Origin of the sequence: Pseudomonas sp. PAMC 29040, assembly GCF_003994535.1 — a bacterium.
Lineage (GTDB): Bacteria > Pseudomonadota > Gammaproteobacteria > Pseudomonadales > Pseudomonadaceae > Aquipseudomonas > Aquipseudomonas paraversuta.
Window position 1 is genome coordinate 78,263 of record NZ_RZAA01000007.1, and the last position, 21,346, is coordinate 99,608.

Sequence of the window (21,346 nt, forward strand, 5' to 3'; positions counted from 1 at the left end):
TTGTGTGCACTTGTGGGAGCTGGCTTGCCAGCGATGCAGTCGCCCCGGTATGTCTGAAGCATCGCCGGCAAGCCGGCTCCCACATGGGCATATTGGTGCATTGGCCCATGGCTTGTGTGCACTTGTGGGAGCTGGCTTGCCAGCGATGCAGGCACCCGGGTTTGTCTGAAGCATCGCCGGCAAGCCGGCTGCCACAGAACAGGGGCAGATTTGCTATGCTCGCGCCCTCGACTTCAAGCGCCAACATAGGCGCGTCCAGTTCACATTGAGCGTAATTATGTCTGCCGATACCCAAGCCACAACGGTGCGTTTTTCCCGTTCCGACTACCGAACCCTGGGGCTGGCAGCTCTGGGCGGGGCGCTGGAGATCTACGATTTCATCATTTTCGTGTTCTTTGCCCTGACCCTCAGTCAACTGTTTTTCCCGCCGGACATGCCTGAATGGCTGCGCTTGCTGCAAAGCTTCGGCATTTTCGTGACCGGCTATCTGGCACGTCCGCTGGGCGGAATCCTGATGGCGCACTTTGCCGACCACCTGGGGCGCAAGCGGGTGTTCAGCCTCAGTATTCTGATGATGGCACTGCCGTGTCTGCTGATCGGCATCATGCCCACTTATGCCGATATCGGTTATTTCGCGCCGCTGATCCTGTTGGCCCTGCGCATCCTGCAGGGGGCGGCAGTCGGCGGCGAGGTGCCCAGCGCCTGGGTGTTTGTCGCCGAACACGCGCCGGCCGGGCGCCGGGGCTTTGCCCTGGGCTTTTTGCAGGCCGGGTTGACCTTCGGTTATCTGATCGGCGCCTTGACCGCGACACTGCTGGCACAACTCTTTACCCCGGCAGAAATTCTCGACTACGCCTGGCGTTTCCCGTTCCTGCTCGGCGGCGTGTTTGGTGTGATTGGCGTGTGGTTGCGCCGCTGGCTCAGTGAGACCCCGGTATTTCTGGCTTTGCGCGAACGCAAAGAGGGCCGGGCAGAGTTCCCGCTGCGCACTGTATTGCGCGATCACCGGGCGTCATTGCTGCCGGCGGCATTGCTCACCTGCGTGCTGACCAGTGCCGTGGTGGTGTTTGTGGTGATCACCCCGACCGTGATGCAGCAGCGCTTTGGCATGACGGCCAGTCATACCTTTGCCCTGAGCAGTCTGGGCATCGTGTTTTTGAATATCGGTTGTGTACTGGCCGGGCTGATCGTCGACCGCATTGGCGTATGGCGCAGCATCGTGCTCTACAGCGTGCTGCTGCCGCTGGGCATTGGCCTGCTGTACGCCAGTCTGGTGGGTCAATGGGCCTTGCCCGGCCTGGCATACGCCTTCGCCGGTCTGACCTGCGGAATTGTCGGGGTGGTGCCTTCGGTCATGGTTGGCCTGTTTCCGGCGCCGATCCGCGTCTCGGGGATTTCCTTCACCTACAACATTGCCTACGCATTGTGGGCCAGTACCACGCCGTTGCTGCTGATTGCGCTGATGCCGTGGAGCGCCTGGGTGTGCGTGATGTTCTGCGCGATGATGGGCCTGGTCGGGGTATTGACGGCCCGTCGTTATGGCCTCAACCGTGACAATCTGGTTGAGCGGCGCCTGGTGGCCAAGGCTGAAATGTAACGGGGCGAATGGGGGCGGGACTAATTTCAGGGCTGTGTCGAGCGTCTTCCATGGGCAGGCCTGTGTTTGTGACACCGGTCTGCCCAACTATCTGCAGGAGACAACCGATGGCATTTGACCGTGAAGACACGCAGTTTCTGGTGGTGATCAATGGGGAGCAACAGTACTCGATCTGGCCCGAGTTCAAGGCCGTGCCGCAAGGCTGGTCAGCGGTAGGCGTCGCGGCCTCCAGGGCCGAGTGCCTGGCATACATCGAAGCCAACTGGACCGACATGCGCCCGGCCAGCCTGCGCGAGGCGATGCAGGCCTGACGCTGGACCGACACAGCTCGCGAGCAAGCTCGCTCCTACAAATAACAACGCCGCTGACCCGAAACGGACCGCGGCGTTTTTGCATATCCAACACCCGGCCCCCCTGTAGGAGCGAGCTTGCTCGCGAGCCTTTCAACAAAGAACAACGCCGCAGCCCCCGAAACGGACCGCGGCGTTTTTGCACATCCAACACCCGATCCTCCTGTAGGAGCGAGCTTGCTCGCGAGCTTTTCAACAAAGAACAACGCCGCCGCCCCCCGAAACGGACCGCGGCGTTTTTGCATATCCAACACCCGATCCTCCTGTAGGAGCGAGCTTGTCTCGCGAGCTTTGCCATACGCACACAGCTCGCGAGCAAGCTCGCTCCTACAGAATGCGGTACCTCGTTTACCAGCGGTAATTGACCGAACCGATCAACGTGCGCTCGTCGCCATATCGGCAAGAAACGTTGCAGAACAGGTACTTCTCATTGGACAGGTTTTGCGCCTTCATGGCCACGGTCCAGTTGTCGTCGACTTCGTAGCTGACTTTCGCGTCGAACAGGGTGTAGGCGTCAACCTTCTCGTCCAGGTCCGAGCTGGAGGTGCGGCTGGTGCCCATGTAGCGGGCGCCACCGCCGAGCACGACCTTGGGCAGACCCAGGGCGCTCAGGCGATAGTCGGCCCACAGGCTGGCCATGTGGTAAGGCACGCCGTCGATGCGGGTACCGACCCGGCTGGCCACGGAGTCTTCGGTAATCTTGGCATCGGTGTAGGTATAGGAGGCGGTGGTGCTGAGGTTGGCGGTGATCTCGGCTTTTGCCTCCAGCTCGACACCCCGGGAGCGGGTCTCACCGAACTGCACGGTGTTGCCGGTGAGGTCGGTGCTCAGGGAGTTTTTCTGCTTGAGGTCGTACACCGCGGCGGTCAACAGCGCATTCATGCCTGGCGGGGTGTAGCGCACACCCATTTCGTACTGTTCGCCTTCGGTTGGCTCGAACGAGGTGTCGGCGTTGGCGTTGAACACGTTGGCCGGCAAGAACGACTGGCTCCAGCTGATGTAGGGCGCCAGGCCATTGTCTGCTTCATACACCAGGCCTATGCGGCCAGTGGCTTTCTTGTCTTCCCGTGGCGTGCGCTTGCCGGTGGCATTGGCATAGGTTCGGCTCTCGGCCCAGTCCTGGCGACCGCCCAGGACCAGAATCCACTTGTCGTCGAACTTGATCTGATCCTGGAGGTAAAGACCGGTCTGCGAACTGTGCAGGTCCGATCCGCTATCGGCCGAGGTAATGGTGGTCGGTGCGTCGTACACCGGTGCGTCCGGGTTGAACAGCGAAGTGGCGCCAGCATAGCGATGCGAGTCGTAGGTCTTGTGGTAGTAATCCACCCCGGCCAGCAGAGTGTGCTGCCAGCGGCCGCTGTTGAGGGTCCATTGCACGTTATTGTCGCTGGTCCAGCCTTCGGAGTGCTCACGGCGGATGCTCGCCCTGCGGGCCAGCAGTCCCTGATTGCGCAAGGCGGCGCTGCCGGTATCGGCAATTTGCATGTAGTCCCAGCTCAGGTTTGCATCGAAGTGGCGCAGCGAATGCAGGATTTTCAGGTCAGGGGTGAAGCTGTGCTCGAACAGGTAGCCGATGGTGGTCGAGTAGTTGTTGTAGTGATCGAAGCCGCGCTCGCCGGTGAACAAATCGCGGTCGACCTTGGGGTAAAGGGTGCTGGATGACGTCGTCAGGTCGTAGTCCAGCGGCGGCGCGAAGCTGGTGCGGGTTTCCTGGTAGCTGGCGAGGAAGGTCAGCGAGGTGTCCTCGTCCGGACGCCAGGTGAAGGCCGGCGCGATGTAGCGACGGTCATCTGGAGCGTCGACGGTCTGGGTGTCACTGTCGCGCCACAGGCCCGTGAGGCGGTAGGAAAACTGCCCCTGGTCGTCCAGCGGGCCGCCCAGGTCGAAGCTGTACTGCTTGCGCGCATGGCTGCCGTATTCGACGTTGACTTCATGCAGCGGGACATCGGTCGGGCGCTTGGTGATGGTGTTGATCAGGCCGCCCGGCGACAGTTGGCCGTACAGCACTGAAGACGCGCCCTTGACCACTTCCACGCGCTCCAGGCCGTAGGGTTCGATGCCGCCGTCATACACGCTGCCTTGCAGTTTCATGCCGTCGCGCAGAATACCGCCGGTGCCCGAGCCCACGTTGAAACCACGGATCACGAAGTCATCGCCCACACGGCTGAACCCCCCCGGCTGGGTAATCACCCCCGGGGTGAAGCTCAGGACTTCGGCCAGGGTATCGGCCTTGCGTTGGTCCATTTCATCGCGGGTGATGATCGACACCGACTGCGGGATTTCCTTGATCGCCGCGTCGGTTTTGCTGGCGCTGGTGCTGCGCATCGCCACCGGGCCGCTGACATGGCCGGTGGGGTTCTCGACGGCTTTGGCATTGATGCTGGTTTCTTCCAGCATCAGCGCGCCTCCGGGCGTTGCGGTAGCGGGTTGCTCGGCGGCGAAGGCGGTGCTCAGTGGCAGGCCACTGAGACACAGGGCCAGCGCCAAGGGATGGTAGGCGAAGAGGTTTTTTGCGTGCATGGAGGTTCCGGAGTGAGAAGTGATTATTTTTTTAGTTGATTAAGGGCAGGCCGCGCGCTACCCGATCCCCATCAGGCAGCGTGCGGCCAAATACGATGGATCAGGGGTGGTAGTCGTCGAAGAACGTCTCGCGTTCAAGGCGCAGCAGGGCGGCTTTCTTGTGGGGCAGGGTGATGGTCTTGAGCCTGCCGAAACCCTGGGACTCAAGGAAACCGATCTGCCGGGTATGGTCGATCCGCGGTTCGCCGAGGATGCGCTGGGTGCGCGGCTCGTCGATGAACATGTAGTGCATCAGCGAGCGGAACCAGCCCTTGAGCTTGCCGGCGCTCTGGTGCTTGCTCTCGCCGACCACCACGTGCCAGCCACGGTCGTGGTCCTGTGCATCGTAATAGGGGGCGATGCGGTCTTCCTTGCACCAGTAGATCTCGAAATAGGCAAACGGCTCGTCGTTGTAGCTGCCGATCAGTGGCAGCACCCGCGGGTCATCCAGCATCTGTTGCAGGTACGCGGCATGTTCATCCAGGCTGCCGGTCTGCTCCCAGAAGAACGCGACCTGCTCCAGGTTCATCCAGCGGTTGAAACGCTCCAGGTCCAGACCGATGTCCACGGTGCGCAAGCTGAAGGTGGTGTTCAGGCCGGGCAGTTCGCGGCGATAGACCTCGCCGTGGGGAATGGGTGGCCGCTGCGGATGGCGCTTTTCCCCGCTGAAGGTGTAGCGCAGCGGCATGCCGGCGGCGGAACTGGTAGTAAGCCAGGGCAGCGGGTGTTGCCAGAAACTGCTGCGCGAGCAGGCCAGGCGTGCGGTATGGCCATCATGACCGAGCAGGGTGTCGAACACCCCCTGGCGTATGGCATCCCGTGCGCGGTCGAGGGAGAGCGGGGCACTGACTTCCAGCAGCGGGACGCGGGACGAATTGCAGAAGACCTGGCCCAGCAGTGCCAGCAGACCACTGACCGGGAACGCTTCGGGCAGGCTTTCCAGTTGCACATGGGCATCCTGGCGGCGGAAATACACCGGGGCAACACCCTCGATGGTCAGGCTGGCGTTACCATCGTCCGCCACCCGGGCGATCACGCTGCGGCCGTCAGCCAGAAGAAGGGTGAAGTTAGGCGTGGTCATGATGCTTCTCCGTTAGTGTTTTCTCGCGTATGCCGGCCCGAAAACAACTGCCCGGCAGTGGCCGGCGCAGTTGGTGCAGGCGAAGCTTAGGTAAAACTGTAACGAATGGGAATCAGAACTATTTAGATTTTATTTCTTGACGGATTCTGTCCTGCTCCGGATCAGCGCTTGCGCGCCAGCAACCACATGAAATACGGGCCGCCGATGAAGGTGGCGAACATCCCGGCGGGGATCTGCCACGGGAACACCAGGTTGCGCCCCAGCCAGTCGGCCAGCACCAGCAGCGTGCCGCCCAGCAGGGCCGAAAGCAGCAATTGTGCGACCGGCCGTTGTGCGCCCAGCAGGCGCGCCATGTGCGGCGCGATCAGGCCGACGAAACTCAGCGGCCCGACCACCAGGGTGGCCGCCGCGGTCATCACCGCGGTCAGCAGCAACAACAGCAGACGGCTGCCGCCCAGGGAAATCCCCAGCGCCCGGGTGCGTTCGGCGCCCAGCGGCATGATCGCCAGCCAGCGGTTGCACAACGGTGTGACCAGCAGGAACAGCGCGGCCAGGGCGCAGATGATCACTGCCTGGCTGGCGTCTATGCGATAGGTTGAGCCGGTCATCCAGCTGAGCATCAGCAGCACCCGGGAATCGCCGCTGACCATGAACAGCGCGGCAAAGGCGTTGAGCAATGTGCTCAGGGCCACGCCGGTGAGCAGCATGCGGTCGGGGGCGAAGGCGCTGCGCCAGCTCAGGGCGACGATGGCCAGCAAGGCGAGCAGGGCGCCAAAGGTGGCCGCCAGCAACAACAGCAAAGGGCTGAAGCCGGGCACCAGCAGCAGGGCAAAAATGCCGCCCAGTGCGGCGCCGGAACTCACGCCGAGCATTTCCGGACTGGCCATGGGGTTACCGGTCATGCGTTGCATCAAGGTCCCGGCCAGGGCCAGCAGGATGCCGGCGCCAAAGGCCGCGGCAACCCGGGGGGCGCGCCATGGCAGCAGGGCGTCGAACTCGGCGCCGCTGCTGAAATACCAGCCATCCGGCCCGCGGCCCCAGGTCAGCGCAAGGAACAGGGCAATGGCCAGCACTGCGAGCAATATCCAGCTGGTGCGTTTGAGCCGGGCGACCTGAGCGGTTGCGCGGGCGGCTGGCGGGTTGAGGCGGGTTTCATGCAGGCGGCTCAGCAGCACCAGCAGCAGCGGCGCACCAAGGAACGCAGTGAGGATGCCGGTGGGGATCTCGCCCCCCAGCAGCGGCGCCAACGCCTGTACCACCTGGTCGGCCAATAGCAGCAGCAAGGCCCCGAACAAGGGTGCCCAGAGCAAACGCTGGCGCAGGGTGCGGGCGCCGGCCAGGCGGGCCAGGGCGGGAGCGGCCAGGCCGACAAAGCCTATCACCCCGACACTGGCGATGGCGCTGGCGCTCAAGGCTACGGCTACGGCCAGGGCCATCAGGCGCAGGCGGTTGGGCGACAGGCCCAGGCTGCCGGCCGCTGCATCGTTGAGGCCCAGCAGTTGCAGCGGCCGGGCCAGCAGTGCGGCGAGCAGTGCAGCCACCCCAAGGCGTGGCGCCAGGTGATACACATCCTGCCAGCTGTTCTGGTTCAGCGAGCCCGATTGCCAGATGAACAGATTGCTCAAGACTTCATGGTTGGCCAGCACCAGCAAGGTGCTCAGGGTCCCGCAATACAGGTTGATGATCAGCCCCGAGAGAATCAGCGCCACCGGCGACAGGCGCCGGCTCCAGGCCAGGCCCAGCACCGCGAGCATGCCCAGGGCGGCGCCGGCCAGGGCCACGCCTTCCTGGCCGCCGTCCAGCAGGCCCGGAGCATAGATTGCGCAGGCGGAAAGGGCCAGGTAGGCACCGGAAGCCACGCCCAGGGTGGTCGGTTCGGCAATGGGGTTGCGCAGCACTTGCTGGAATATCACCCCGGCCAGGGCCAGGGCCGCGCCCACCAGCAGGCTGATCACCAGCCGTGGCAAAAAGCTGTAGCGCACCAGCAGGGCGGGCAGATCCTCGGGCGACGCCGGGCCGATGGCAGTGCTCCATGAAACATGGGCCAACAGCGAATTGCCCTGGTGGACGCTCAGGGCCAGGGCGATCAATAGCAGGCCGAGGGCCAGCCAGACCGGTTGCCGGCGCAGGGGTGAAGTAGGTTCAGGCACGGTTGGATTCCATGGCGAGCAGTTGTTCGGTGATAGACAGGGCCAGGCGCTGCGCGGTCAGCAACCCGCCACTGGGGTAGAACCGTGGCAGCCCCAGGGCGCGGCCTTCGCGGATCATCGGCAAAGCGCGCCAGATCGGACTGTTGTCCAGCCGGCGCTGGGCGGCCAGAGCTTCGCGGGGGTTGGTGTAATACAGCAGCGATGCGTCGGGTTGCTCAAGCAGTGTCTCGATGCCCACCGCGGGGCTGCCGCCCCAGGCATTGGTGCGGCCCTGATAGGCATTGCGCAGACCCAGGCGCTCGAGTACGGCCTGATACATGCCCTTGGCACCGAACAGCAACAGGTGGCGACCGTCCGGGTTGAGGCGCGCGATGTACACCGGGCGCTGGCTGACCGGTGCCAGCCTGACGCGCAACTGCTCGAGCAGGCGGTCGGTCTGTTCCAGCAATGCCTGTGCCTCGGCGCGCCGGTTCACCAGAGCGCCGAGCTCCAGCACTACCTGGCCGGCATTGCGATAGGGCTGGGCGTTCGCGCTATAGATATCGAAGCTGCGCAACGGCGCGATACGCGAGAGCAAGGTGCCTTCCAGCTGCCAGGAGGTGCCGATGATCAGTTCCGGCGCCAGGCGTTGCAGGTACTCCAGATTGGGCTCGATGCTCGGGCCCAGATCCAGCACATCGTCGGGCAATTCCGGGCTGGCGACGAACTCGCGATAATACCCGGCGTTGACCACCGCCCGGGGCGCCACGCCGAGGCCGAGCAGGCTTTCGGTAAGGGCAGGCTCGAAACTGACAATATCGACTTTCGGCAGTGTCGGATCGCCAGCGCGGACCACGGGCAAGCCGCACAGCGCGACCGGCAACAATGCGAGGCCGGTCAGGGCCCGACGGCGGGTAATGGGCATTGCAACAGACTCCGGAGCAGACAGGTCGCCCTCAGGCGAGAATGAGAGTCTATAGCAACAGCACCTAATTCCCAATACCTGCAATAATGCCGCGTCCTAAAGAATCCGCCACAGGCTTCGTCTATTCCGGGAACCCAATTTATCGATGGCGGCGGCGTGACGGCCTGCGCCAGCCGACCCCCAAGGAGACACCATGTCATTGTTCGGTATGCTGGTTCGCACCTCGCACACACGGCTGGCCGTGGCCATTGGCGCGAGCCTGGTCTGCGGTCTGGCCAACGTGTTGCTGGTGGCGCTGATCAACCAGGCCCTGAATGCTCCACTGGACGGCCTGGCCAGCTATGCGCTGCCCTTCGTGCTGGTGATAGCCCTGGTGATGGGCAGCCAGGTGCTGTCCAGGGCGTTGTTCGCCTACCTCAGTCAACAAGGCCTGGCCACCCTGCGCATGCACATTTCACGGCACGTGGTTGCGGCGCCCCTGCGCGGGCTGGAAAAGGCCGGACGTGGACGTATCCAGGCGGCCCTGGCCGACGACACCACCACCTTGTCGAACTTCTTTACCGGCTTCCCGATGCTGGTGACCAGTGCCGTGGTGGTGCTCGGTTGCCTGGGCTACCTGGCATACCTGTCGTGGGTGATATTTCTGGTTTCGGTGTTGGCCATCGGCCTTGGCTCCCTGGGCTACCACCTGTGCCATTCCCACATGCTGCAGTACTTCCGCAAGGCCGGTGCCAGCCAGGACGAACTCTTCGGTCATTTCGACGCCATGGTCTCGGGGGCCAAGGAACTCAAACTCAACCGCTCCAAGGCCCGGCGTTTTCTCGATGAAGTACTGGTCAGCGCTGTCGAGCAAGTGCGCCGCAACCGGGCCAAGGGCCTGATGCTGTTCGCCATTACCGGTGGCTGGGGGCGTTTGCTGTTTCTGGTGCTGATTGGTGTGGTGCTGTTCCTGCGCCTGTGGGTGCCTTCCGACACGGCGGTGATCACCGGCTACGTGATGGTTTTCCTGTACATGATGGGCCCTCTGGAAGGCGTGCTGCTGAACCTGCCGCAGATGAGTCAGGCACGAGTCGCCAGCGCACGGATTGAAGCGACCCTTGCGCAACTGGAAGCCGAAGCCCGCTCGCAAACGCCGGCGCCTGCGGTGCAGGCCAAGGGCGTTACCCTGGAACTGGATGGTCTGACCCATGGTTATTTCAGTGAGCGCGAGGATGAAGTTTTTACCCTTGGCCCGGTCACGCTGACCCTCAAGCCTGGCGAGATTACCTTCCTGGTCGGAGGCAACGGCAGCGGCAAGACCACCCTGGCCAAGCTGATTGCCGGCCTGTACGTGCCGGAAAGTGGCGAAGTGCGGGTCGATGGCCGACCTGTGGCGGCGGACGGGCGGGACGATTATCGCCAGCTGTTTTCGGCGGTATTCTCGGACTTCCACCTGTTCGACACCCTGCTCGAAGCGCCGGATTCCAGCCTTGACAGCCAGGCATCTGATTGGCTGGCCAAGCTGCACCTGGAGCACAAAGTCAGCGTCAGCAATGGTTCGTTTTCCACCCGAGAACTGTCCCAGGGCCAGCGCAAGCGCCTGGCGTTGATCGTTGCCTGTCTCGAAGGGCGGCCGGTGATCATCTTTGACGAATGGGCGGCAGACCAGGACCCGGCGTTCCGTGAAGTGTTCTATTGCGAACTGCTGCCTGAGTTGCGGGCCCAGGGTAAGACGTTGCTGGTCATCTCCCACGATGACCGTTATTTCCATCTGGCCGATCAGTTGATCAAGCTTGAGCGTGGGCAGATTGTCAGCTCCAGTAGTCGCCAGTCGAGTCCTGCGGTGTGTCAGGTACACCGCGGGTGAGGGGGTTACGGGCGTTGCCCGATCGCAGCTTCGCAGGGCTCGTCAACGACTGCACAATGTTCCCGAAGAGTCCTGTAGTCGCTGTTTTGATGTTTGCTTTTTGCTTTTGAAAACGATGTCCCTGCAGCCACTCGATAGTCGAAACGACGTGGATGCCCATCACAGGAGGCCGAACGCAGGTGCTGTTGTGGGGGTGGCGAGGCAGGACGCCGAGCCAGCCGTGCCGGGCCATGGATGGCCCGTCACGGCGTGCCCCCACAACAGCGCCGGAGTGAGGGAACCGGGCGAGCCTAGGCGAGCACGGCCGTATGGTAGGGCACAGACCTTTTGGGTATTTTTGGGATGGTCCGACACTCGGCGTTTGCCAAAAGTACCTCGCCGTAAGGGCGAAACCCGTAAATCGCCGTTGCGCAATGAACGGATATGTACCTAGTTCAAGCAACTGGAATACCGTGTACATATCCGTTTGATGTATCACGGCTTTCTACGGGTTTCGCCCTTACGGCGAGTCCCTTTTGTCAAACAGCCACAAAAGGAACCAAAAAGGCCTTGCCCCAGCGTACGGCCTTCGCTGCGCTCAGGTTCCCTCGCTCCGGTCCCGCTCCGTGGCCACGCCGTGACGGGCCATCCATGGCCCAACACGGCTCTCCCGGCATCCATGCCGGGAGGACCACTACGCAGAACCTCCTCTCGGCCTCCCGAAGGGGCTTGAAGATCAAGATCAAGATCAAAATCAAAAGCAGATCAAAAGCAGATCAAAAACGACCTTGTAGGCGCTGTTTTGATTTTTGCTTTTTGCTTTTAAAAACGATGTCCCTGCCGCCACTCGATAGTCGAAACGACGCGGATGCCCATCACAGAAGGCCGAACGCAGGTGCTGTTGTGGGGGTGGCGAGGCAGGACGCCGAGCCAGCCGTGCCGGGCCATGGATGGCCCGTCACGGCGTGCCCCCACAACAGCGCCGGAGTGAGGGCACCGGGCGAGCCTAGGCGAGCTCGGCCGTATGGTAGGGCGCAGACCTTTTGGTTCCTTTTGGGGCGTTTGCCAAAAGGGACTCGCCGTAAGGGCGAAACCCGTAAAAAGCCATGATACATAGAATGGATATGCACGCTCCTTCCGAAGGGGCTTGAAGATCAAGATCAAAAAACGATCCTGTAGTCGCCAGTCGCGCCCCTCGGTGTGTCAGATACACGCGGTCTGAGGGGTTGCGGGCTTTGCCCGATCGCCGCCTCGCACAGCTCGCCAGCGACTACAGACCAGGCCAGGTCTGGTGCCCTGCAAATAACAATATTTATCAAAGACAGTTAATTCCCCAGGTATTTCTTTCGTTCTTATTAGCAGTGTTCCAGGCAAGGCCGGCCCGGCTTGTCGACTGCTTTTAAGGAGATCCGCAGTGTCCGTCGCCCCCGATCGCATCCGCCTGTTCTGCTTCGCCTGTTCCGGCGCGAGTGCCATGGCCTTCGCCCCGTGGCGGGCTGTATTGCCGGCATGGCTCGATGTGCAGCCGGTCGAACTGCCCGGCCACGGGGGCCGTGGCGATGAACCGTTGCAGGTGGATATGCCCGTCCTCGCCGCCAGCCTGGCGGCCGAACTGGCGCCGATGATCAACGGCCCTTACCTGATGCTCGGCCATAGCGTCGGCGGCGTGGTGGCCCTGGAGGTGGCCCACGCCCTGGTCGCTCTGGGGCTCGAACCGCCCGAAGCCCTGATCGCCGTGGCCAGTACCGCCCCCGGGCAGCGCGACGGTAATCCCGATGCGCAACCCATGACCGATGCCGAACTGATCGCCGAGTTGCTTCGCCTCGACGGTACACCCCGGGCAGTACTCGACGATCCGCAATTGCTGGCCATGGTGCTGCCGGTGCTGCGCGCGGATTTCCTCCTCGGTGACCGCTATCAGCCGCCGCGCCGTGGGCCTTTGCCTTGCGCCCTGCATGTGTTCGGCGGGCGTGACGACAGTGTCGCCGTCAGTGCCCTGGCGGCCTGGGAAGCCGAATGCAGCGGGCCGTTCCATTTGCAGATCTGCGACGGCGGGCACTTTTTCCTGCACCGCCAGCGCGCCGACTTCCTCCAGCGCCTGCTCGCGCTGTGCCTGGATCTACGCCAGCAGGCATCGCGTCTCTCGCTCCCTTCATTGCGCGCCCTGGGTTGATCCGGGTCGTACCGCCGTCCTTTTTTCGCGGAGTCTTCCATGCTTGATTCACGCTTCGATATCCGGCCCCTGCGCCATGCCGATACCCCCTTGCCGCTGCTGATTGAAGCCCGCGAGCCCGGTCTTGAACTGGCGGTCTGCCTGCCCGCGCTGCGGGCGCTGATCGAGCAGCAACTGCTGGTCGCCGGTGGCGTATTGCTGCGCGGCTTCGAGGTGCAGACCGCCGAGCGCTTTCGCTCTTTCGCCACCGGCTTCGGTTCGGACCTGCTGACCTACGAGTTCGGTTCCACGCCGCGCAGCAACGTCACCGCCGGCATCTACACCTCTACCGAATATCCGCCGCACCAGCACATCCCGCTGCATAACGAACAGGCCTACACCCGGGACTGGCCAATGAAAATCTGGTTCTTCTGCCAGCAGGCATCTCCCGTAGGCGGTGCCACGCCGATTGGTGACAGCCGGGCAATTTATCGCCGGGTCGGTGAACAGATTCGCCAGCGCTTCGCCAGCAAAGGCCTGATGTACACCCGCAACTACGGCAACGGCCTGGACGTGTCCTGGGAGCAGGTATTCAACACCCAGGACCGCGCTGTCGTGCACGCCTACTGCGAGGCCCACGGCATCAGCCTGGAGTGGAAAGACGACGGCGGCCTGCGCACGCGCCAGGTTTGCCAGGCGGTGGCCACCCATCCGCGCACCGGCGACGCGGTGTGGTTCAACCAGGCGCACCTGTTCCACGTTTCCAACTTGCCCGAGGAGGTGCGCGAAACCCTGCTCGATCTGGTGGAGGAAGAGGACTTGCCGCGCAACGTCTATTACGGCGACGGCAGCCCGCTGGAAGAAAGCCTGCTGGAGGACATTCGCGGCGTGATGCAACAGGAACAGGTCGAATTTTCCTGGCAGGACAATGACGTGCTGATGCTCGACAACATGCTCACCGCCCACGGTCGCGCACCGTTTCAGGGGCCACGCAAAGTGGTGGTGGCCATGGCCGAACCCCACGGCGCCGACGTGCGCTGAGTACCCCCCCCCGATTTTTTTCTGACTTTTTGCGATTGCAGGAGGACGCCCCATGGCCATCCCACATCAGCCTCAACCCCAATCCCTGATCGAGATGCTGGCGCAGCGCGCCGAGCAGCAAGGCGATCAACTGGCCCTGCGCTTTCTCGGTGACGGTAACCAGACCACCGAGCTGTACACCTACGCCCAGCTCGATGCCCGGGTCCGGCACCTGGCCGCCTGCCTCGGGCAGCACGCCGGGGAGGGCGACCGGGTGCTCCTGCTGCTGACCAACGGCCCGGACTACATAGTGGCCTTTTTCGCATGCCTGTATGCCGGGCTGATCGCGGTGCCGGCCTATCCGCCGGAGCGCAATCGCCAGTTCCACACCGAACGCCTGCAAGGCATGGCCATGGATGCCGAGCCCTCGTTGATTCTCTGCGAGCATGCTGCCCTCGACGCTTCCCGGTTGCTGCGTGATGGCTTGACCCTGGCGTCCTTGCCGGCCCTGGCCAGCGTCCAGGATCTTGAAGCGCAAGCGCCCCGGGCCTGGCAACCCCGTGCCGTGCCGGGCGATGCCATCGCCATGCTGCAATACACCTCCGGCTCCACCTCCGAACCCAAGGGCGTCGAAGTCACCCACGCCAACCTGCTGGACAATCAGCGCCTGTTGCAAATGGGCTTTGGCACCCGCCCGGGGGATGTCTTTGTCAGCTGGCTGCCGCTGTACCACGACATGGGCCTGATCGGCGGCATGCTGCAACCTATCTATGCCGGGGTGCCGCTGGTGTTGCTGACCACCCAGCACTTCCTCGCCCGGCCGGCGCGCTGGCTGGAAGCGATCCACCGCTACGGCGGCACCCTCAGCGGCGGCCCTGACTTTGCCTTCCGCCTGTGTACCGAGAGCGTGCGCGACAGCCTGCTTGCCGAGCTCGACCTGAGCCAGTGGCGGGTTGCGTTTTGCGGTTCCGAACCGGTGCGGGCCGACACCCTGGCCGACTTCGTTGAGCGCTTCTCGCCGGCAGGGCTGGCGGCAACCACCGTACATCCATGCTACGGCCTGGCTGAAGCGACCTTGATGGTCACCAGCAACACCCGTGGCGGCCCGTACTACACCCTGCATGTGGACCATGAGCAATTGGCGCTGGGCCGGGTGGTCCCTGACCCGCACGGCAGCGAAATGGTCAGCAGCGGTGGTTTGCTGTTCGATGATCAGGTGCGCCTGATGGACCCGCAGACCCTGCAACCGGTGGCTGAAAACAGCGTGGGTGAAATCTGGGTGCGCGGGCCCAGTGTGGCCCGTGGCTACTGGCGCAACCCCGAGGCCACCGCCCGTACCTTCCTCGACCTGCCCGACGGCCGCTGGCTGCGTAGCGGCGACCTGGCGTTCCTGCATCAGGGCGGTCTGTTCATCACCTCGCGGGCCAAGGATGTGATCATCATTCGCGGCCAGAACCGTTACCCGCAAGACATCGAAAAAGCCGTGGAGCAGGGCGTCGAAGCGGTGCGCAAGGGCCGTGTCGCAGCGTTTCCGGTGCAGGTCGACGGGCGCGAATGCATTGGCATCGCCGCCGAGATCGGGCGCAGTGTGCAAAAGAAATTCGACCCTCAAGTATTGATCGAAGCCATCGACCGGGTGGTCAGTGAAACCCAGCAGGAACCGGCCAGCGTCATTGCCCTGCTCGAGCCGGCGGCCTTGCCCAAGACCACCAGCGGCAAGCTGCAACGCTCGGCCTGCCGCCAGCGTCTGGAGACCGGTGAACTGGGCGCGTATCACGTCTATCGCCGGCCCGTATTGAGCCGCAGTGGGGCCGCGCCGGCAGGTGCCGCGCCCCTGGGCCACACCGAACAGCGTCTGGCGGCGATCTGGTCCGAGGTGCTGGAAGGCGCCGAGATCAGCCGCGACGACATCTTTCTCGCCGTAGGCGGGCATTCCCTCGCCGCCGTGCAAGTCCTGGCGCGGGTGCGCACCGAGTTCAACGTCGAATTGCCCCTGAGCGCGCTGTTTGCCGCCAGCCCCCTGGCCCGGCTGGCGGCCATGGTTGACGCTGCACCACGTCTGGCCGCCGGCGTACCCTTGCAGGCGCTGCATGTCAGCGGCCCGCAGGCCATGTCGCCGGTGCAACGCAGCCTGTGGCTGGCCCAGCAGCTGGGAGGGGAGCAGGCCGGGGCGGCCTACAACATGGTTGCCCAGTTGCGTCTGTGTGGCGAGCTGCGGGTGGACGCCCTGCAAGCGGCATTGGCCGGTGTGCTGCAACGCCAGGCGAGTTTGCGCAGTGCCTTTGTGCCGGGCCCGGATGGCGTGGCCCTGGTGCACTGTGCGGGTCAGGTAGAACTGGCCTTGCCGGTGCTTGACCTCAGTGGTCTGCGCGATGGCGAACAAACCACCGCCCTGGCGGTGGCCGAGGCCGAGGCGGCGGGGCAGCCGTTCGACCTGCAGCGCGCGCCGCTGTTACGCGCCACCCTGCTGCGCCTGGGCGCTCAGGAATATCGCTTGCTGTTGAGCATGCATCACCTGATCGGCGATGGCTGGTCGTTCGGCGTGCTGGTCCAGGAACTGGGCGCGGGGTATCAGGCGCAACTGGCCGGCAGCCAGTCGGCGCTGGCGCCGTTGAGTATTCAGTACAGCGACTATGCGGCCTGGCAGAACGCCCGGGCCGGCAGTGCCGAGCGCCAGCGCGAACGCGATTTCTGGGCCGACTATCTGCAAGGCGCCCCGCAGCAACTGGCCTTGCCCACTGACCGTGCGCGTCCCTCGGCCCCGCACACTGGCGGGGCCAGCGTGGCCTTCCAGCTCGACGCCGAACAGGTCGGGCGTCTCGAAGCCCTGGGCCGTGCCCACGGCGCCAGCCTGTTCATGGTCCTGCGGGGGGCTTTCGACTGGCTGCTGCATCGCCTCACCGGCCAGGACGATTTGATCTATGGCACCGATATCGCCGGTCGACCGCGAACCGAACTGGAACAGCTCATCGGCTTCTTCGTCAACATCGTGCCGCTGCGCGCCCGGGTGCGCCCGCAGCAATCGTTCAACCAATGGCTGGCCCGGGTCAGCGAGGATTCATTGAACCTGTTCGAACAGGCGGACTTGCCCTTCGAACAGATCGTCGATGCCAGCGCCGTGCCCCGCCAGCGCAACCCGCTGGTGCAGGCGCTGTTCGTGCTGCACAGCATGCCCCGGGGTCAGTTCGCGGTGCCGGGGCTGAGCGCCGAACTGCTGGCCGCGCCGGCCCAGACCTCGAAGTTCGACATGGCCCTGTTCCTGACGCCCAACGCCCGGGGGCTGGGCGGCGAGTGGGTATTCGCCACGGCGATCCTCGATGAGGCGCGGGTGCGCTGCTGGGTCGAGGCCTGGGTCGACCTGCTGGGTCAAATCCTCGCCGACCCCGAGCGTTCCCTCGACAGCCTGACCCTCGGCGCCTTGCAGCCCGCGGTTGCAGCGCCGGTCAGCGGGCGCTCGCGGCTGGAGGCCAGGCGCGACAAGTTGAAGTCCTTTGCCCGTCCGAGCACGCCGTCGGTGGCGGAGGCTGCCGTGCGCTGCACGCCGCTGAATGCCGGCTGCGAGTTGCCGCTGGTAATCGAGCCAGTCAGTGCCGATCTCGACCCCTGCGTGTGGGCCAGCCTCAACCGAGAGTTCATTGAAACCAGCCTGCGCCGGCATGCCGGCCTGCTGTTCCGTGGCTTCGGCCTGAGCACCGCGCAAGACTTCGAAGCCTTCGCCGAGGCCATCCAGCCGGGCCTGTATGGCGCCTATGGCGACTTGCCGAAGAAAGAGGGCGGGCGCAATACCTACCGCTCCACGCCATACCCCGAGCGGCAGATGATCCTGTTCCACAACGAAAGCGCGCACCTGCGACGCTGGCCGCGCAAGCAGTGGTTCTTCTGCGAGCAGCCATCGCCGGTGGGCGGTGCCACACCTATCGTCGACTGCCGGGCGATGTACCGCGCCTTGCCGGCCGCGCTGGCCGAGACCTTCGAACGCAAGGGACTGTTGTATGTGCGCACCTTCACCCCGGGCTTCGATGTGGACTGGCGCGACTTCTACAAAACCGAGCAGCGTGCCGTGGTCGAGGCCACCTGCCGTGAGCAGGGCGTGGCGTTCGAATGGCTGGCCAATGGCGGCCTGCAGACCCGCACCCCTTGCCCGGCAGTGATCCGCCACCCCTACACCGGGGAAAAGTCCTTTTTCAACCAGGTCCAGCTGCACCACGACTATTGCCTGCAAGCCGACGTGCGCCGCGACCTGCTGGGCATAGTCGGTGCCGGGTACATGCCGCGGCAGGTGTATTTCGGTGATGGCACGCCCATCGATGACCTGGTCATGGAACAACTGGGCCAGCTCTACGAAGCCTGCGCGGTGCGCTTCGACTGGCAGCGCGGGGATGTGGTGATGCTCGACAACATGCTGGTGGCCCACGCCCGGGACCCGTTCGAAGGCCCGCGGCGGATCGTCGTGGCCATGGGCGAAATGACCGACCGTAGCGTGTTCGATGACGCTGCCCAAGACAACGAAGAGCGCTCGGGCCAATCGGCCGGGCTGCCTGTTTAAGGACACTGTGATGAATGATTTGAGTCTTGATTTGACCGCACCACAGACCCTGGCCCTGAGCCCCGAGCAGCGTGCCTGCCTGCTCGGCCATGATCCGGCCCGGGCTGACGCCGGCAGCCATCGACTGCGCCTGGCGCTGACTGCGGCACAGGTGCCGGCGGACATCCAGGCGGCCCTGCAAGGCTATTCGGCGAGCCAGCCGATTCTCGCCGCCTGCTGGCTGCAAGTACCGGGGTTGCGTGGTTGGCGTCAGGCCTTGCCCAATCAGGGTGGGGCAATACGCTGGGTCGGGCTGGACACCCAGGCAGCGGCCTTGAACCTGGCCCCGGACGAAGTGCTGGCGGTCAGCCAGCGTACCCTGGCCAACGGCGGGGTCGAGCTGGAATTCGTTGCCGCTGCCCTGGCCCTGGACCCACCGAGCCTGGAGCAACTGGTGGCTGAGGTATTGGCGCTGGCCAATGGTGAGGCGCCGACCTTCAACGAAGTGGGCTACGAACACTATGTGCAATGGCGCCAGGACATGGCCGCCGATGCAGACGCTGCCCAGGGCCGTGCCTATTGGCAACACGCCGGGGTTGATCCGGCCCGGGGTGACGCCCTGCATCTGGGCCTGCGCGGCAACCCGCAGCCCTCAGGGGCGCTGCGTCAGACCCTGCAGCTGGAAGTGCCGCTGTCGGATCTGGGTGGCGCCCTGGCCCTGGCCGACTTCCTCGGCCAGCCTCTGGACTTGGTGCTGCAAGGCTTGTGGTGGGTGCTGCTGGGGCGCCTGAGCGGTCAGCGCGGTTTTGTCGCTGGCTGGTTGCACGATTGCCGCAGCGACTACGACCACTTCGAGAACACCCTGGGGGTGTTCGAAAAAATCCTGCCGTTGCGGGTCGAGCTGGACCCGGCGCGCCATCTCGGCGAATGGTTGCAACAGGCCGAAGAACGCCTGGGGGATCATCTGGGCTGGCAGGAGTACTGCCCGATCGAGGCGCCCACCAGCGCCGCGCCGCTGCTGGCGGGGTTTGTCTTTGAACAGGCGCACATCGATCCACGCCAGGTGCTTGCCTATCCGCACCGGGGGGCCTTCGAATTGTTGTTGAGTGCCCGGGTCCGGGGCCAGACCCTGTTCCTGAATATCCAGGCCAATGGCGCGGCCTACAGCGCCGCCAGTATCGAGGTGCTGCTGGAACAGTACCGCACCCTGCTGCAACAGCTGCCGGGTGATGGCGCCGTGACCCTCGACGACCTGGAGCCGGTGGGCGCCCGGGAGCGCCAGCGGCTGTCGGGCCTGGCCCCGCAGCAGCCGGTGCAGAGCAATGACGGGCTGGCGCAGTGTCTGGCCCGGCATGCCCGGCAAACCCCACAGGCCATGGCCCTCAGCGATGGCCGGCAGCAGCTGGATTATGCCGGCTTGCAGCAGACCGTCACACGCATGGCCGGCTGGTTGCAAGGGCAGGGTGTCGGCGTGGGGCAATGCGTGGCCATCGAGACCGAGCGCTCGTTGCAAGGGGTGCTGCATATCCTTGCGGTGCTGGTGGCCGGGGCTTACTACTTGCCGCTGGAACCGGCCTGGCCGGCGGAGCGCCGTCACGATCTGTTGACCCGCGCCGAACCGGCACTGGTGCTGTGCGATCCGGCGTCCAGCAGTGCTCGCGGCCCCTGGCCGAGCGCCAGTCTGGAGCAGGCGGGCAGGGATGCCGAATTGCCGTTCCAGGCACCGCAACTGACTGACCGGCACCTGGCGTACCTGCTATTTACGTCCGGCTCGACCGGGGCACCCAAGGGCGTGCTTGTGGAGCACGGCGCGCTGGGCAACTACGCCCGCTCGGCCAGCGCAGCCCTCGGTCTGCAAGCCGGCATGCGCCTGGCACTCACCAGTCCGCTAAGCGTCGACCTGGGCCACACCTTGCTGTTCGGCGCCTGGCAGGTCGGCGCCGGGCTGGTCATCGCCGCCGCGGAGGATCTTGTGGATGGCGCGGCATTCAGCCGCTTTTTGCTTCGGGAACGACCGGACGTGGCGAAATTCGTGCCTTCGCACCTGGCGGCCTTGCTCGAAGGACATACCCCGCCGTTGCCCGAAACCCTGATCCTGGGGGGCGAAGCCACGCCGCAACGTCTGGTGGAGCAACTGTTCAAGCGGGCGCCGGGCTTGCGCCTGTTCAACCACTACGGCCCCACCGAAACCACGGTCGGGGTGATGTTTCACCCCCTGCGGGCCGACGTCCCGGACCGCGATGAGCGGGTGCCCCTGAGCCGTGTCCTTGACGGCAATCGCGTGTACCTGCTGGACCAGCGCCTGCGACTGGTACCCACCGGTGCCCTGGGTGAGCTGTACATCGGCGGAGCCCAGCTATGCCGTGGCTACCTGGGGCAAGCCAGTGCCGAGTGCTTTATCGAGGATCCGTTCCTGGCGGGGCAGCGTCTGTATCGCTCCGGCGACCTGGGCCGCTATCGGGCCGAAGGCGGCCTGCAACTGGTTGGCCGTCAGGACCAGCAGGTCAAGTTGCGCGGCCAGCGCATCGAGCTGGGTGAAATCGAGGCGGCGCTGCTGGCCTTGCCCGGGGTCGAACAGGCTGTGGCCCGGCTGTGGTCGCCCGGCGATGGCGCGGCCAGCCTGATCGCCTATGTGGTGCTCAACGAGGATGGCGCTGAAGGTGCCCTGGAACAGTTGCCCCGGGCCCTGGCCGCGCGCCTGCCTGAAGCCCTGTGCCCGGCGCGCTTGCTGGCCATGCCGAGCCTGCCCCGTCTGGCCAACGGCAAGGTCGATCGCTCTGCCTTGCCCGATCCGGGCCAGCAGGTACCCCGGCAACCGGTACGGGCCCCCACCAGCGAACTGCAAGCCTGCCTGCGCGATGCCATGGCCGAATTGCTGGAGTGCCCGCCGGACGCTTTGGGGGTGGACCACGACTTCTTTGAGGCCGGTGGCCACTCACTGCTGGTGATCAAGCTGGTGGCGCGGCTGCGCACGATGTTCAAGCTCGAAGTCGCCCCCGGGCTGGTGTTCGATCATCCCAGTGCCGCCGGTCTGGCCGAGGCCCTCGGTGAACTTGCAGAGCCCCTGCGCCTGGAAAAGATCGCTCGCCTGCGCCGCGAGCTCGACAGCCTCAGCGATCAACAACGCGCCGAGCTACTGGCCCAGGCCCGCGCCGCCCGGGGCCTGACAACCCACTGAAAACA

The 21,346-nt window shown here is 64.6% G+C and carries 11 protein-coding genes; 7 read left to right on the top strand and 4 right to left on the bottom strand.

Going from position 1 to position 21,346, the window contains the following annotated elements; all coding sequences use genetic code 11:
* Positions 1-277: 277 nt before the first annotated feature.
* Positions 278-1,597, top strand: coding sequence for an MFS transporter (locus WG29040_RS14505; protein WP_003444956.1), 1,320 nt, complete (start codon positions 278-280; stop codon positions 1,595-1,597).
* A gap of 107 nt (positions 1,598-1,704) precedes the next feature.
* Positions 1,705-1,908 carry an MbtH family NRPS accessory protein gene (locus WG29040_RS14510; protein WP_003444954.1) on the top strand — a complete coding sequence of 68 codons (204 nt, stop codon included), beginning with the start codon at positions 1,705-1,707 and terminating at the stop codon, positions 1,906-1,908.
* Between the two features lie 387 nt (positions 1,909-2,295).
* On the opposite strand, the gene WG29040_RS14515 is transcribed toward WG29040_RS14510, so the two are convergent.
* From WG29040_RS14515 to WG29040_RS14530, 4 genes are all read right to left on the bottom strand, one after another.
* A complete protein-coding gene (locus tag WG29040_RS14515) occupies positions 2,296-4,467 on the bottom strand; it encodes a TonB-dependent siderophore receptor (RefSeq protein WP_003444952.1) in 2,172 nt (723 codons plus the stop codon).
* A gap of 100 nt (positions 4,468-4,567) precedes the next feature.
* The gene (locus WG29040_RS14520; RefSeq protein WP_003444950.1) at positions 4,568-5,587 is read right to left on the bottom strand and encodes a GNAT family N-acetyltransferase; all 1,020 of its coding nucleotides are present in this window, start codon (positions 5,585-5,587) and stop codon (positions 4,568-4,570) included.
* Positions 5,588-5,748: 161 nt separating this feature from the next.
* Positions 5,749-7,737, bottom strand: coding sequence for a Fe(3+)-hydroxamate ABC transporter permease FhuB (gene fhuB, locus WG29040_RS14525; RefSeq protein WP_010657198.1), 1,989 nt, complete (start codon positions 7,735-7,737; stop codon positions 5,749-5,751).
* Entirely contained in the window at positions 7,730-8,641 is a 912-nt protein-coding gene (locus WG29040_RS14530) for an ABC transporter substrate-binding protein (protein ID WP_003444946.1), read from the bottom strand. Before WG29040_RS14530 ends, fhuB begins: the two co-directional genes overlap by 8 nt.
* A 193-nt stretch (positions 8,642-8,834) precedes the next feature.
* On the opposite strand from WG29040_RS14530, the gene WG29040_RS14535 reads away from it, so the two are divergent.
* The 5 genes from WG29040_RS14535 (at position 8,835) to WG29040_RS14560 (ending at position 21,341) form a co-directional block, all read left to right on the top strand.
* Positions 8,835-10,487, top strand: coding sequence for a cyclic peptide export ABC transporter (locus WG29040_RS14535; RefSeq protein WP_127196409.1), 1,653 nt, complete (start codon positions 8,835-8,837; stop codon positions 10,485-10,487).
* A 1,393-nt stretch (positions 10,488-11,880) separates the two neighbouring features.
* Positions 11,881-12,639: a thioesterase II family protein gene (locus WG29040_RS14545; RefSeq protein ID WP_127196411.1), complete on the top strand. Its 759-nt coding sequence runs from the start codon at positions 11,881-11,883 to the stop codon at positions 12,637-12,639.
* A gap of 39 nt (positions 12,640-12,678) precedes the next feature.
* A complete protein-coding gene (locus tag WG29040_RS14550; protein WP_003444936.1) occupies positions 12,679-13,659 on the top strand; it encodes a TauD/TfdA family dioxygenase in 981 nt (326 codons plus the stop codon).
* Positions 13,660-13,711: 52 nt separating this feature from the next.
* Positions 13,712-18,184 (top strand): condensation domain-containing protein, encoded by a 4,473-nt coding sequence (locus WG29040_RS14555; RefSeq protein ID WP_127196412.1) that lies wholly within the window; start codon positions 13,712-13,714, stop codon positions 18,182-18,184.
* A 10-nt stretch (positions 18,185-18,194) separates the two neighbouring features.
* Positions 18,195-21,341: an amino acid adenylation domain-containing protein gene (locus tag WG29040_RS14560; protein ID WP_127196413.1), complete on the top strand. Its 3,147-nt coding sequence runs from the start codon at positions 18,195-18,197 to the stop codon at positions 21,339-21,341.
* The last annotated feature ends 5 nt before the right edge of the window (positions 21,342-21,346 follow it).

Coding starts and splice junctions, on each gene's coding strand:
- WG29040_RS14550 (WP_003444936.1), top strand. CDS start 12,679: ATGCTTGATTCACGCTTCGATATCCGGCCCCTGCGCCATGCCGATACC.
- WG29040_RS14505 (WP_003444956.1), top strand. CDS start 278: ATGTCTGCCGATACCCAAGCCACAACGGTGCGTTTTTCCCGTTCCGAC.
- WG29040_RS14510 (WP_003444954.1), top strand. CDS start 1,705: ATGGCATTTGACCGTGAAGACACGCAGTTTCTGGTGGTGATCAATGGG.
- WG29040_RS14535 (WP_127196409.1), top strand. CDS start 8,835: ATGTCATTGTTCGGTATGCTGGTTCGCACCTCGCACACACGGCTGGCC.
- WG29040_RS14560 (WP_127196413.1), top strand. CDS start 18,195: ATGAATGATTTGAGTCTTGATTTGACCGCACCACAGACCCTGGCCCTG.
- WG29040_RS14515 (WP_003444952.1), bottom strand. CDS start 4,467: ATGCACGCAAAAAACCTCTTCGCCTACCATCCCTTGGCGCTGGCCCTG.
- WG29040_RS14555 (WP_127196412.1), top strand. CDS start 13,712: ATGGCCATCCCACATCAGCCTCAACCCCAATCCCTGATCGAGATGCTG.
- WG29040_RS14520 (WP_003444950.1), bottom strand. CDS start 5,587: ATGACCACGCCTAACTTCACCCTTCTTCTGGCTGACGGCCGCAGCGTG.
- WG29040_RS14530 (WP_003444946.1), bottom strand. CDS start 8,641: ATGCCCATTACCCGCCGTCGGGCCCTGACCGGCCTCGCATTGTTGCCG.